This is a genomic window from Acinetobacter sp. P37 (assembly GCF_057480965.1).
Window position 1 is genome coordinate 146,786 of the sequence record NZ_JBLIYY010000007.1, and the last position, 14,582, is coordinate 161,367.

Below are 14,582 nucleotides of genomic sequence, written 5' to 3' on the forward strand. Positions count from 1 at the left end.
TAAAAGCCCCTTTTCTGTTCATGATGCAAAAATTAGTCTTTTTGAACTGAACCGAAAATTTTATCGCCTGCATCGCCAAGACCAGGAACGATATAACCGTTTTCATTTAAACCTTGGTCTACAGATGCTGTGTAAATGATCACATCTGGGTGAGCTTCATTCACACGTTTAATGCCTTCTGGAGCGGCAACAAGCACCATGACACGAATATCTTTACAACCACTGGCTTTTAGAACGTCAATAGCAGCAACGAGCGATGAACCTGTTGCAAGCATTGGGTCAATAATCATCGCTAAACGGTTTTGTACGTCTGGTACTAATTTTTTGTAGTAAGTACGCGCTTCTAAAGTTTCTTCATCACGCTCTAAACCCAAGACAGATACTTTCGCACTTGGAATCAGGTTTAAGAAACCATCTAACATACCAATACCTGCACGTAAAATCGGTACGACTGTTATTTTTTTACCGGCAATACGATCTACAGTTACTTTACCATTCCAACCATCAATTTCATGATCGACCATTGGTAAATCTTTCGTTGCTTCATAAGTCAGAAGCATAGTCACTTCTTGAGCAAGCTCACGGAAGTTTTTAGTACTAATATCTGCACGACGAAGTAAGCCGAGTTTATGTCGGATTAAAGGATGACGGATTTCATGGATAGCCACGGGAGAACACCTAAAAGGTTAAGATAAAATTTCAACCATTATAAAGCTATTTAACAAATGATAAAAATAAAAAAGCCCCCTTTACAGGAGGCTTTTTTGTAATAAGCAAATTAATTGCTTAATTCATTAGTTAAATCCACTTTGAATTAAGCTAAAAATGAACTGTTGTAATTCAGGTGAGATCGCAAAGTATGCCACTTGAGATACTGCAATGATTGGATCTGGATATACACCGATCAACAACACAAGAGCAGCTGCGCCAAGCACCATAATACCACCCACTTTTTGACCCCAATGATCGACAGCGTCGATACGTGGGTTTTCCGGTGGAGTCATGTACATCACAATCATCACACGTAAGTAGTAGTACAAACCGATACCTGAGCCAAGGATCACCATTGCAGCTAAGAACCATGAACCACCAGCAACCGCTGTTTTGATCACAAGGAACTTACCAATGAAGCCCGCTGTTAATGGGATACCTGCAAGAGATAACATCATGACAGTGAGTGTTGCAGTCAACACTGGACGACGCCAGAACAAACCACGGTACTCAGCAAGGCTACCTGCTTCGTCTTTGTTGTTGTAAGGGCTAGACATCAGTGTCACAACACCGAACGCACCAATCGTTGTTAATACATAAGTAATCACATACACGTTGACGCTGCTAAATGTTGCAAAGCCTTGTACTTGAACAAAATCAGTATTACGTGCACTGACAATCGCAACAAGTAAGTAACCAAAGTGAGCGATTGAAGAGTATGCAAGGATACGTTTCAAGTTCACTTGACGTACTGCTAGTAAGTTACCCGCAAGGATAGACAATACTGCAATGATGGTCACGATCGTGATGAAGCTGTCAGAAAGGATTAAGCCAGAAGCCAAGAAGTAACGAACGAATAGACCGATCATTGCCACTTTAGCCACAGTCGCTAAGAATGTCGCGATTGGCGCTGGCGCACCTGCATACACGTCTGGTGTCCATTTGTGGAATGGCGCAAGAGACAATTTAAATGCAACAGCAAAGACAATCAGTGCAAGACCAAGGACTACACCCGGTTGGCTGAATGTTGTGAACATTTTGCCTGGTTCAGCAACGAATGCCATTGTACCTGTATACGCATATACATAAGCCATACCCATCAACAACATCGCAGAAGCGGTTGCTGAAAGCACCAAGTATTTCACACCCGCTTCAAGCGACTGTGAACGTTGGTGTGTATAAGCCAATAGGCCGTATACAGGAATCGACATTAGTTCAAGGCTGATAAAGAATGACGCATAGTGAGAACTTGCAACCATTAACAATGCACCTGTTACAGAGCACAGCATCAAGATATAAAGTTCTTCACGGTTATCTTTATAGGTTTCGATATACGCATGTGACAATGTGCAGCAAGCAAGTGCTGCAATCAAAATCACGAATTGGTACAACATCGTAAATGGATCTACGATGAACAAATTCATTACGTTTGCAGGTGCATACTGCCCTGCAACGAAAACAAAAATAATATAAAAGGCTGCAAGGTTCAGACCGATAACGGAAGTCGTTGCAACTAAATTGTGGTTACGCTTGATTGCAATTAGCAACATCACGACGATCGCAGTTAAAGCCACGATCATCACAGGAGCTAATGGCATAAGCTCAGAAAATGACATTGTGAAGTCCATGGCTTATTGCATCTCCACATTTTCAGGTTGTACAGCAATCTGCTGCACAACATCAACGACTTCTTGAACTGGGATATAGCTATTTGCAATCCACGCCATGCTTGAATTTGAAATATCAAGGAAGCTTTGTGGGAATAGACCAAGCCATACTAGACCAAGAGCACAGATTAAAAGAATCACAACTTCACGCGCATTTAAGTCTTTCAACGGATTTGCGTAATGCTGTTTTTGTTCTTCGTTTGGTGTACCAAACAACGCTTTGTGGATCAGGATTAAACCGTAAAGACCGGCAAATACTAAGCTTACTGCAGCTAGGATTGTATACACAGGGAACTTGTCATAAGAACCCATCAAGATCAGGAATTCACCGATGAAGTTACCTAGACCCGGAATACCTACAAGTGCCGCAACAAAGAACATTAAGAAGAATGAAAGGTATTGGAACTGACCACGAATACCGCCCATCAAACGCATGTCACGTGTATGCAGACGTTCGTAAACCTGACCACACATAATGAACAATGCAGCAGAAGATAGACCGTGAGCCAGCATCATAATCATCAAGCCTTGGAATGTCAGGATGTTACCTGCATACAAGGCAAGAAGTACGAAGCCCATGTGCGAAATAGATGTGTACGCAAGCAGACGTTTCATGTCTGTTTGTTGGAATGCACACCATGCACCGTAAAAAATACCGATTAGACCAAGAATGATCGCGATGTCAGCAAACTGAGCAGATGCTACCGGGAAGAATGGAATAACGAAACGTAAAAGACCATAAGCCGCAGTTTTAATCAAGATACCTGCAAGGTCGACAGAACCCGCTGTAGGTGCTTGTGCATGTGCATCTGGTAACCAGCCGTGTAATGGGAAAACTGGAAGTTTTACCGCAAAACCAATGAACATACAGATCATGAATGCATACGCAAGTGCTGGAGCTTTCGCCTCAACAGTGTGTGCAACACTCATCAAGAAGTCATAATTAAAGCTGATTTGACCGTGAAGTTGGAAGCCAACAACCACTAGACCCAAGATACCGATCAACATGATCAGACCCGCAACCTGAGTATAGATAAAGAATTTAGTTGCAGCGTAAACGCGTGACTTACCTTCTGCCCCTTTATGACCCCAAAGTGCGATCAAGAAGTAGATTGGTACCAGCATCATCTCCCAGAAGAAGAAGAATAGGAACATGTCAATCGCTAAGAATACACCGATCACACCACCTAAAGACCACAGTAGGTTTAAGTGGAAGAAACCAACATTCTTTTGAATCTCACCCCATGAACAGCCAACTGCAAGTACACCCAGTAATGCAGTTAAACCTACCATAAGCAGTGAAAGACCATCGACCGCAAGGTGAATGTTAATGCCTAAAGTGGTAATCCACGGTAGGTTAAATTGAGCAGCCCACTGTGGAGCTTGTGTACCCAACTCGTAGTTATAAGTACCGCTTTGCCATAAAACGACGGTTAACACCAACGTTAATAGCATACCAATTAAGGCAATATAGCGTGGTAAGTGCTTGTCGAGTTTATCGACAAGCCAGCATACAAAACCTGCAATGAACGGAATAAGGATCAGAGCGGGTAGAATTAAATTGTTTGGAGTTTCCATTTTATTTCCCCACGACCTGAATCACGACCAGGATCAATAGTAATGCAAACGTACCGAATGCCATACTAGATGCGTATTCACGCAATGAACCTGTTTGACGTGAACTTGTAAAGCTATTACCGCCTTTAACAAGTGCAGGCAATACAAGCCATAAGCCGTCAATTGGATCACGACCAAAGATTTTAGCCAGTAGCAAATAAGGCTTAACGAAAACAATGTTGTACAAAGCATCGAAACCAAGTGCATTACGACAGATATTTGCCAGACCCGCGCCCAGTGAAGTTTTCGCGAACGATTTCACTGCACCATAAGCAAAGGCAAATAACACCACACCAACTGCAAGACCTGCAAGTGCAATACCAACAGCTGTGTATTCAGCGCTATGCATACCATGTTCTAGTGCTTCTGGAATATTAAACGCTGGGATTTGTGCAGCATTTAAAATATTCGTTACTGGTGCTTTTAATACATAAGCTAAACCAGTTGAAAGCACTGCAAGAATCGACAATGGACCCCAGTAAGTAACACCTTTGATTTCGTGGTAAGGCGTGTTTTCTTTACCAAAGAATACAACCCAAATAAGACGGAATGTATAAATTGAAGTTAAGAACGCACCTGCTACACCAGTCCAGTACAAGCAGTCATAAACTGCAATCGCTTGACCTTTCACCCATACCGCACCAAGAATCGCATCTTTCGAGAAGAAGCCGATTGTGATGAATGGAATCGCTGCCAATGCACCGCCACCAATCGCGAAACAAGCAAACAAGAATTTGTTTTTGTGGAATAGACCACCCATCTTGAAGATGTTTTGTTCGTGATGGTAAGCCAAAATCACTGCACCAGAAGACAAGAATAATAATGCCTTGAAGAATGCGTGAGTCAGCATGTGGAATAGACCAGCTTGGTAAGCTTCAGCACCTACAGCCATAAACATATAACCCAACTGACTCATAGTTGAGTAAGCAAGAATACGTTTGATGTCTGTTTGTACCAATGCAGCAAAGCCTGCTACCAACAATGTCACTGCACCCGTGATTGAGATGAACATCATCACTTCTGGCGCTTGTTCAAACACGCTGAACATACGGCTACATAGGTAAACACCCGCTGTTACCATTGTTGCTGCGTGGATCAATGCAGATACTGGTGTAGGACCAGCCATCGCATCTGCCAACCATGTTTGTAATGGGATCTGAGCAGATTTACCTGCAGCCCCCAAGAACAACATCAATGCAGTCCAAATCGCAATTGAAGAACTCTGAGCCAAAACTGTTGGCGCAGCAGCTACAACTTCTGCAATGTTTAAAGTGCCGAATTGTTGGTAGATCAAGAACAATGCGATCAGTAAGAATACGTCACCCACACGTGTCACGGTGAATGCTTTAATTGCAGCAAAACCGTTTGCAGGTGTTTGGTAGTAGTAACCAATCAATAGGTATGAACATAGACCTACACCTTCCCAACCCAAGAATAACAACGCTAAGTTGTCACCCAACACTAAAAGCAGCATGCTTGCTACGAATAGGTTGAAGTATGAGAAGAAACGTGCAAAGTCTTCTTCGCCACGCATGTACCATGTTGCAAAGATGTGAATTAAGAAACCCACACCTGTGATCATGCCCATCATCAATAATGATAAGCCATCTAAATGAAGCGTGAAGCCCGGTGCTAAGTTACCTGCACTGAACCAAGTCCAAAGATGCTGAGTTGTTGCAACTGAACCATTATTAACAAAGTCGATACCGGCAATTAATGCAAATAAAGCTGAAAGACCAACTGAACCTGCACCAATAATTGCAGCAACTGATTCAGGAAGGTTTTTACGACCTGCCGCCAACAGGATAAAACCAATTAGCGGGAAAAGTACTGTTAAATATAAATAACTCATCCGCGCATCTCACTAGCAGCATCCACATCCAGATGATGGAAGCGATGATAGAACTGAAGGACGATCGCAAGACCGATACACGCCTCTGCTGCAGCAAGCGTTAAGATCAAGATAAACATCACTTGACCATCTGGCTGTGCCCATGCGCTTCCTGCCAAAACGAACGCTAAAGCAGCAGCGTTCATCATGATTTCAAGGCTCATTAAAATAAATAGTAGGTTGCGTCGAACCATCACACCGTAAAAACCCAGTGCAAAAAGAATGGTTGCAACGATCAAACCATGTTCTAAAGGGATGTTGCCCATTATTCTTTGTCCTCTTCTGCACCTGGCTCACGTTTGCCAAGATGGAATGCAGCGACAAGTGCGCCAAGCAATAACATCGCAGCAACTTCAACCAGCAATAAGTACTGAGTAAAGAGTGAAGTACCCACTTCTTTCGGACCGACAACTTGAGCACCCATGACAGTGCCAGCAGTTGTGTAGTCTGACTTCAACATCCAAACAAGGATTAGACCCATCAGGAAGCTCATCAACGCAGGATATGCCCACGCTGAAGAAGTCAGCCATTTGCTTTCTTGTTCAACTGTATTTTGACCAAGATTCAGCATCATCACGACGAATACGAATAGCACCATGATTGCGCCAGCGTAAACGATAATTTCGAGGGCACCGGCAAACGGCGCACCCACGATCATGAAGATACCTGCAACTGCAAGTAAAGAGATAATCAAGCTTAATAAAGCGTGTACTGGGTTCGTGTTAGTTACAACACGAACGGTAGAGACGATGGCCACAAGCGCCATCAAATAAAATGGCCACATCATGGTAATAGACTCCGTACATCAACTGGTGTGCTTTCGCGTTGAGCCTGACCTTTATCTTTACCAGCAACAGCCATACCTGTTACGCGGTAGAAGTTATAGTCTGGGTATTTACCAGGACCTGAGATAAGAAGGTTTTCTTTCTCATATACTAAGTCCTGACGAACATACTCACCTAACTCAAAGTCAGGTGTCATTTGAATCGCAGTCGTAGGACATGCTTCTTCACACATACCGCAGAAAATACAACGTGAGAAGTTGATACGGAAAAATTCCGGATACCAACGACCATCTTCTTTTTCAGCTTTTTGTAGTGAAATACAGCCGACTGGACATGCAACCGCACAAAGGTTACATGCAACGCAGCGCTCTTCACCATCAGGGTCACGCGTTAACACGATACGACCACGGAAACGTGGTGGTACGATGTCTTCCGCTTTAACCTCTGGATATAAAATAGTGTCACGTTTACGTGTCGCGTGTGAGAATACCATCCACAACGAACGTACAATTGACCCAAATCCAGCTAGAAATTTAAACATTTTATTCTCCCTGCTGTCTTAGGCCTGATTCATTAGAATCACAGCACCAGTTACCAGAAGGTTAACCAACGCCAATGGCAAGCAAATTTTCCAACCAAAGTTCATGACTTGGTCATAACGTGGACGCATTAAAGAGCCACGAGCCAAGACAAACATCATTACAAAGAATGCTGTTTTAATAATGAACCAGAACGCAGCTGGAATGAATGGAATATCTAGGTTGAAAGGCGCTAACCAACCACCGAAGAATAAAGTCACGATTAATGCAGAGATCAGTACGACGTTGACGTATTCCGCAACGAAGAACATACCCCATTTCATACCGCCGTATTCGACATGGTAACCTTCCGCCAATTCTTGTTCTGCTTCTGGTTGGTCAAATGGATGACGGTGAGTTACCGCAACACCCGCAACCACGAAGATCAAGAAACCTAAGAACTGAGGAATTACAAACCAAACATCACGTTGCGCTTCAACAATTTCACGCATGTTGAATGAGCCTGCAATCGCAACCACACCCATCAGTGAAATACCCAAGAACACTTCATAAGAAATGGTTTGAGCAGCAGAACGTAAACCACCGAGTAATGCGTATTTGTTATTTGATGACCAACCACCGAACAATACTGCATATACCGCAATACCAGCCATTGCCATAAAGAACAATAGACCGATGCTCATGTCTGAAACACCTAGATAAGGTGAAACAGGAATAACCATGAACGATAGCACCGCAGTTGCCATCGCAACTGCTGGAGCCATACGGAAAGTCAATTTGTCAGCAAATTTTGGTGTCCAGTCTTCTTTGAACATGATTTTCAGCATGTCGGCAACGATCTGGAACATACCGCCCGGACCTACACGGTTCGGACCGTAACGGTCTTGCCACAAGCCGAGTAAACGACGTTCAATAAAAGACATCAACGCAGCGATCAATACCACAACCAGTAAGATCACAATTGCTTGAAGAACTGAATAGGCGATTGGCCAGTTTTCAGCCCACAGCGGCGTTTGACGGATTAATTCTTGTTCCATGAATTACACTCCTACCGCGACTGAAACAGGTTCTGCAAGCGATACTGTAGGTGCTAGACCCACTGGGTAACCGATATAACCTGTAGGTAAGTATTCAATCACTTGAACTGGAAGGACGATTTCAACATCCCCTGCTTTCACAGCGATACGTTGACCATCTTGAACATTTAAGCGTGCTGCATCTTGCTCACCCACAGCAAACATTGCTTCAGGAATACGCGACTCCATCGCAGGTGTTTTCACTGTAAATTCACCAGAAGCGAAGATGTGATGCATCGGTACAAGACGGAAGCTTTCACCATTAACCGCAACTGGTGCAGGTGCAACGAATGTACGTGCTGGACGTTTCGCTAAACGATCGAATAAACGAACGCCTGCATCACCACCTTTTAAGTGACCACCCACGTTGTCTTGGAATTTGTTCCAAGCTTGTGGAGAGTTCCAACCTGCAGACCAAGCAAATGGTACAAGTGAAGCTGGAGTTTGGTTACCTACATAACCTTCCATAGAGAACGTCAACGCAGAGTCTTTATCGACTGGTTGTTTTGGTTCATGAATAGAAAGTGGTGCGCGCATCGCAGTACGACCTGAGTAACGACGTGGTTCACGTGCCACTTTCAGACCATGTACACGGAAGCCAGCATCTGGTGCTACGTCTTGAATTGCTTCAAGTGCAGGAACGTTTTTCGCTACTGACTCGATAACATCATCAAGAACTGTCCAAGAAATCGCTTTGCCTTTCACGCCAGTTTCAATGGCATGTAACCAGCGCCAAGATTCTTTGATCGCAAGTTCTGGTTTGTAGTAGCTTGGGTCATACACTTGGTAGAAACGTTGTGCACGGCCTTCCTGAGAGACAACAGTACCATCACCTTCAGCAAATGAAGCAGCAGAAAGTACGATGTTGGCTTTTTTCACAGTTTCAGTTTCAGAATGATCAAGTACGATCACTTCTTTACCAGAAAGTGCAGCATTCACCTGCGCGGCTGGTAAGCGACGATAAAGGTCATTTTCCACCACGATCACGGTATCGTAATCTTGTGCAAATGCTTGTTCTAGGCTTTGACCACCAAAGATCGCTAAGCCCATTGAGTTCACTTCAGGAACAGTCAATGTTAAGCCCGCATTACCAAGGTTCTGTGCAACTTGTGCAGCAGCCTCCATGATTGATGCGTCTTGTAAGCTTGTACCAGAGATGATTAATGGTTTTTTCGCAGCTTTTAAAGTGTCAGCAATCGTTTGTGCAAATGCTTTTGCATCGTCATCCAAACCTAAGATCACTTCACCTTTGACAGCAGCTGCGACCGCAAAACCTAAACGTGCAATGTCGTTAGGTGATGCAACAACTTCACCTGTTGCAACATCAGCTAAACGTGTTTGAGTTGCAGCAAGGATGTAAATCGGAGATTTCGCATCTTGAGCAATACGTTGTACAGGCTCAGCCAACCACTCTTGCGTACGGCGCTCTGCAGCCATTTCTTTGGCTTTATTTTTCGCAGCTTGGCGAACAGATAGAGCCATACGTGGTGCAGTTTGAGTTAAGTCTTCACCCAAAATCAACACAGCATCGTAGCTTTCGATTTCACGCATACCTGGGTTATAAACACCTTCGGTTTGCATGATAGAAGCTGCAAGCTCAACAAGTTTTTGCTCTTTTTGAGACATACCTGTTGAGAAGTTGTCTTGACCTACAAGTTCGCGAAGCGCGAAGTTTGATTCAAGTGACGCACGTGGTGAACCGATACCCAATACTTTTTTGCCTTGGATATTTTCAATTACGGTATCCAATGCTTGGTCTACAGAAACTGTAGTCACATTTGCACCAGAGCGGAATTGTGGTTGACGTGGACGATCTTCACGGTTCACATAACCTGTACCGAAACGACCTTTATCGCAAAGGAAGTATTGGTTCACGTCACCGTTAAAGCGGTTTTCTACACGACGTAGTTCGCCATAACGTTCACCCGGAGAGATGTTACAACCTGAAGAACAGCCTTGGCATACGCTTGGCGCATACTGCATGTCCCATTTACGGTTATAGCGTTCAGAGTGAGTTTTATCTGTGAATACACCTGTTGGGCACACTTCAGTCAAGTTACCAGAGAATTCAGATTCTAAAGTACCTGATTCTGGACGACCAAAGTAAACACGCGAAGCGTTTGCATACACACCAAAGTCTGTACCACCTGCATAATCTTTGTAGTAACGCACACAACGGTAGCACGCAATACAACGGTTCATTTCATGAGAAATGAAAGAGCCTAGCTCTTGGTTGTAATGCGTACGTTTTGTGAAGCGGTAACGACGACGGTCATGCTGAGTCATTACAGTCATATCTTGTAAATGACAATGACCACCCTCTTCACAGACTGGGCAGTCGTGTGGGTGGTTGGTCATCAAGAATTCAACAACAGAAGCACGGAAATTTTTTGCTTCGTCATCTTCAATCGAAATGTAGGTATTGTCAGATGCAGGCGTCATACATGACATAACTAAACGACCGCGAGTATCTTCAGGATTCGCGTATTGAGTCACAGCACATTGACGGCAAGAACCGACAGAACCTAAGGATGGATGCCAACAAAAGTATGGGATGTCGATGCCAAGGCTAAGACATGCTTGTAGCAAGTTCTCTGAGCCGTTGACTTCATACGATTTTCCATCGACATGAATTGTAGCCATAGTCGAATTCCTTAAGCTTGTTCTACGTTGCTAGTTTGAGCTGCCGCATTTACGACTTTAGCTTCAAACTCGCCACGGAAATGTTTGAGTGCGCCCATTAACGGTTCCATCGCACCTGGAGCATGCGCACAGAAAGTTTTACCAATCCAAAGCTTACGAGTCAGTTCTTGTAAGTGATCGATATCTTCTTTCTTACCTGTGCCATCTTCCAAGGCTTTAAGCGCTTTAACCGCCCAAGGTAAGCCATCACGGCATGGTGTACACCAACCGCAAGATTCACGCGCAAAGAATTCTTCTAAGTTACGGGTTGCTGAAACCATACATTGAGTTTCATCTACTACCATGAGCAAACACGTACCTAAACGTGAACCAGCTTTCATGATGCTTTCAGCATCCATAGGAAGGTCAATATGTTCAGCAGCAAGGAAGTCTGTAGAAGCACCACCCGGTAACCATGCTTTGAGTTTTAAACCATCACGCATACCACCAGCATGATCTTCAATCACTTCACGCGCAGTTGTACCAAATGGAAGCTCCCAAAGACCTGGGAATTTTACTTTGCCTGAAGCGCCATAAATTTTAGTACCTGGATCTTTCGACTTACCTTCAGATAAACCGATATACCATTCAGGACCACGAAGCATAATTGCGGGTAAGTTGTTGTAAGTCTCTACGTTGTTAACAATCGTAGGACGACCCCAAGCACCTGCAACTTGTGGGAATGGCGGTTTAGTACGAGGGTTCGCACGGCGACCTTCAAGCGAGTTAATCAATGCAGTTTCTTCACCACAGATATAACGACCCGCACCGGTATGCACGTGTAACTCGAAGTTCCAACCTGTACCTAAGATGTTTTCACCCAAGTAACCTTTGGCACGAATTTGGTCCAATGCTTCATTTAAGTATTGAGCCGCTTCGACGTATTCACCACGGATGAAGATATAACCCTGTGTTGCTTCTAATGTATAAGCAGCAATCAACATACCTTCGATCAACTGATGAGGAAGTTTTTCCATCAACAGACGGTCTTTGAAGGTACCAGGTTCCATTTCATCGGCATTACAGATGAGGTAACGAGGGCCTGAGTTATCATTTGGCGCCATAAGCGACCATTTGATCCCTGCAGGGAAGCCCGCACCACCACGACCTTTTACAGTCGCAGCTTTGATCACTTCAAGCACTTCTTTCGGTTGCATGCCAACAGCTTTCTTAAAGCCTGCATAACCTTCAAGTGCTTCGTAATCATCTGCACTGCGAACGTGTTCCTGTTTACTCAAACGCCAAGTTAATGGGTGAGTTTCTGGGTTACCGTCGCCATAAATTGGTTTTGGTTCAGTATTCATACATACTTCTCCAATAACTGTTTAATTGAAGTCACTTCAACTAGACCGTGAGTGTCTTCGTCAATCATTAACGTCGGACCTTTGTCACAGTTACCTAGGCAGCAAATTGGCAATAAAGTAAAGCGACCATCTGCAGTCGTTTGACCAAATGAAATGCCTAATTCACGCTGGAATGCTTCAGCAAGTGTTTCCGCACCCATCAAGAAACAAGCAATCGAGTCACATAATAAAATTACGTGGCGACCAACTGGTTGACGGTAAATACGGTTATAGAAAGTTGCAACACCTTCTAGGTCTGCAAGGCTCATGCTAAGCAATTGCGCAATAGCATTCATCTGTGCATCATCTACCCAGCCATTACGGCGTTGTACACACTTCAAAGCATCAAGACATGCTGCGCGTGGGTACGGATAGTGACCAATGTGATGTTCGATATCGTGGATTTCTTCCGCAGTTAAAATCCCTTCAACGTTCACACGTGGTTTTTTGTCAGTCAAAATCATCATAATGCGATTACCCCTTAGCGATCCACGTCAGCCATTACGACGTCAATTGTCGCTAAATAAATGATTAAGTCAGACATTAAGCTGCCGTTAATCACAGAAGGCATTTGCTGTAAGTGCGTGAAGGTTGGTGTACGGATACGTGTACGGTAACTCATCGTTGACTTGTCTGAAGTCAAGTAGTAGTTCGACGCACCTTTTACCACTTCCGCCATTACAGAGCTTTCGCCTGCTGGCATTACAGGACCCCATGACACGCTCAAGAAGTGCGTAATCAATGTTTCGATGTCTTGTAAAGTTTTATCTTTTGGTGGTGGAACAGCCAGTGGATGGTCTGCTTTGTATGCACCAGAAGGCATGTTGTCTAAACATTGCTTGATGATTTTCAGCGATTCTTCAATTTCACGGAAGTGAACAAGAACACGTGCATAAGCATCGCCTTCGTACTCTAAAGGCACATCAAAGTCGTAGTTTTCGTAGCCGCTATAAGGACGGTATTTACGAACGTCGAAATCAATACCTGTAGCACGTAGACCAGTACCCGTTACACCCCAAGCCAATGCAGATTTAGCATCATACTGAGCAACATTACGGGTACGACCGATAAACACTGAGTTTTTCAGTGCTGCAGTGTAGTACTCGTTCATACGCTTCGGCATCCAATCTAGGATTTCGCGAATGAGGTGCTGCCAGTTGTTTGGCAAGTCATGCGCTGTACCCCCGATACGGAACCATGCTGGGTGCATACGGTAACCCGTGATCGCTTCGATCGCGTCATAGATTTTTTGACGGTCAGCGAACATATAGAATACTGGGGTCATACCGCCGGCATCCTGAATCGCAGTACCAATGAACAATAAGTGGTTATTGATACGGAACAATTCAGACATCATGACACGGATACATTGTGCACGATCAGGAACGGTAATCCCTGCCATTTGCTCTACGCCAAGAACGTAAGGCATGTTTTGCGCACAACCACCTAAGTAGTCAACACGGTCTGTATACGGGATGAATGAGTGCCATGTTTGACGCTCAGCCATTTTTTCCACGCCACGGTGGTGATAGCCGATGTCAGGAACACAGTCTTTCACTTCTTCGCCGTCCAACTGCAAGATCACACGGAAGGCACCGTGCGCAGATGGATGGTTAGGACCCAAGTTTAGGAACATGAAGTCTTCATCATCGTTCCCACGCTTCATACCCCAATCTTCAGGTACGAAACGAAGATGTTCTTGTTCGTAATCCTGTTTCGCTTGGTTTTGGCGATAAGGCGTGTATTCGGTCGCACGTGCAGAATATTCTTTACGTAACGGGTGACCTTCCCAATATGTTGGCAACAAGATACGACGGAGCATTGGATGCCCTTCGAAGTTGATACCAAACATGTCGTAAGCTTCACGTTCGTACCAGTTGGCATTAGGCCAAATATTCGTTGCCGTTGGAATGTTTACATCATTCTCAGCTAATGCAACTTTAATACGAATATCACTGTTACGCTCAAGCGATAACAGATGATAGAACACAGTGAAGTCAGATGCAGGCAGACCATCGCGGTGTGTACGTAAACGCTCATCAACCGCAGACAAGTCAAACAGCATCACGTATGGACGTGACACCGTACGCAAGAACATTAAAACGTCTTGTACACGTGCGCGCTCAACCCAGACTGTTGGAAAGTCTTCAAAAGTCGTTTGCACGTAGAAGTTCTCACCAAATTTGGTTTTGAGCTCTTCTACAATTGCAAATGCAGGGCGGGAATCAACTGGAGTTGATTCTGGCATAGCAATGTCAGTTTCAGCCATTG

The 14,582-nt window shown here is 44.3% G+C and carries 12 protein-coding genes; all 12 read right to left on the reverse strand.

Annotated elements, in window-relative coordinates; translation table 11 throughout:
• Positions 1–32: 32 nt before the first annotated feature.
• The 12 genes from upp to nuoC all read right to left on the reverse strand — a co-directional run bounded on the left by upp (position 33) and on the right by nuoC (position 14,580).
• Positions 33–668, reverse strand: coding sequence for a uracil phosphoribosyltransferase (gene upp / locus AC25JC_RS08585; RefSeq protein WP_078192289.1), 636 nt, complete (start codon positions 666–668; stop codon positions 33–35).
• Positions 669–794: 126 nt separating this feature from the next.
• Positions 795–2,339: an NADH-quinone oxidoreductase subunit NuoN gene (gene nuoN, locus AC25JC_RS08590; protein WP_078191095.1), complete on the reverse strand. Its 1,545-nt coding sequence runs from the start codon at positions 2,337–2,339 to the stop codon at positions 795–797.
• A 3-nt stretch (positions 2,340–2,342) separates the two neighbouring features.
• A complete protein-coding gene (gene nuoM, locus AC25JC_RS08595; RefSeq protein ID WP_078192291.1) occupies positions 2,343–3,956 on the reverse strand; it encodes an NADH-quinone oxidoreductase subunit M in 1,614 nt (537 codons plus the stop codon).
• Position 3,957: 1 nt separating this feature from the next.
• Positions 3,958–5,847, reverse strand: coding sequence for an NADH-quinone oxidoreductase subunit L (gene nuoL, locus AC25JC_RS08600; protein ID WP_486923855.1), 1,890 nt, complete (start codon positions 5,845–5,847; stop codon positions 3,958–3,960).
• Positions 5,844–6,152: an NADH-quinone oxidoreductase subunit NuoK gene (gene nuoK, locus AC25JC_RS08605; protein ID WP_067665227.1), complete on the reverse strand. Its 309-nt coding sequence runs from the start codon at positions 6,150–6,152 to the stop codon at positions 5,844–5,846. The genes nuoL and nuoK overlap by 4 nt, the downstream gene beginning before the upstream one ends.
• Complete coding sequence (gene nuoJ / locus AC25JC_RS08610) at positions 6,152–6,670, reverse strand: NADH-quinone oxidoreductase subunit J (RefSeq protein WP_171262661.1); 519 nt, start codon at positions 6,668–6,670, stop codon at positions 6,152–6,154. The genes nuoK and nuoJ overlap by 1 nt, the downstream gene beginning before the upstream one ends.
• Positions 6,670–7,212, reverse strand: coding sequence for an NADH-quinone oxidoreductase subunit NuoI (nuoI, locus tag AC25JC_RS08615; protein WP_078191099.1), 543 nt, complete (start codon positions 7,210–7,212; stop codon positions 6,670–6,672). The genes nuoJ and nuoI overlap by 1 nt, the downstream gene beginning before the upstream one ends.
• An 18-nt stretch (positions 7,213–7,230) precedes the next feature.
• Positions 7,231–8,247, reverse strand: coding sequence for an NADH-quinone oxidoreductase subunit NuoH (nuoH, locus tag AC25JC_RS08620; RefSeq protein ID WP_078191100.1), 1,017 nt, complete (start codon positions 8,245–8,247; stop codon positions 7,231–7,233).
• Positions 8,248–8,250: 3 nt separating this feature from the next.
• Positions 8,251–10,929 (reverse strand): NADH-quinone oxidoreductase subunit NuoG, encoded by a 2,679-nt coding sequence (nuoG, locus tag AC25JC_RS08625; RefSeq protein ID WP_078192292.1) that lies wholly within the window; start codon positions 10,927–10,929, stop codon positions 8,251–8,253.
• Between the two features lie 11 nt (positions 10,930–10,940).
• Entirely contained in the window at positions 10,941–12,272 is a 1,332-nt protein-coding gene (gene nuoF, locus AC25JC_RS08630; protein WP_078192293.1) for an NADH-quinone oxidoreductase subunit NuoF, read from the reverse strand.
• Positions 12,269–12,778 (reverse strand): NADH-quinone oxidoreductase subunit NuoE, encoded by a 510-nt coding sequence (gene nuoE / locus AC25JC_RS08635; protein WP_078191103.1) that lies wholly within the window; start codon positions 12,776–12,778, stop codon positions 12,269–12,271. Before nuoE ends, nuoF begins: the two co-directional genes overlap by 4 nt.
• Positions 12,779–12,792: 14 nt before the next feature.
• Positions 12,793–14,580 (reverse strand): NADH-quinone oxidoreductase subunit C/D, encoded by a 1,788-nt coding sequence (gene nuoC, locus AC25JC_RS08640; RefSeq protein WP_486923856.1) that lies wholly within the window; start codon positions 14,578–14,580, stop codon positions 12,793–12,795.
• Between the last annotated feature and the right edge of the window lie 2 nt (positions 14,581–14,582).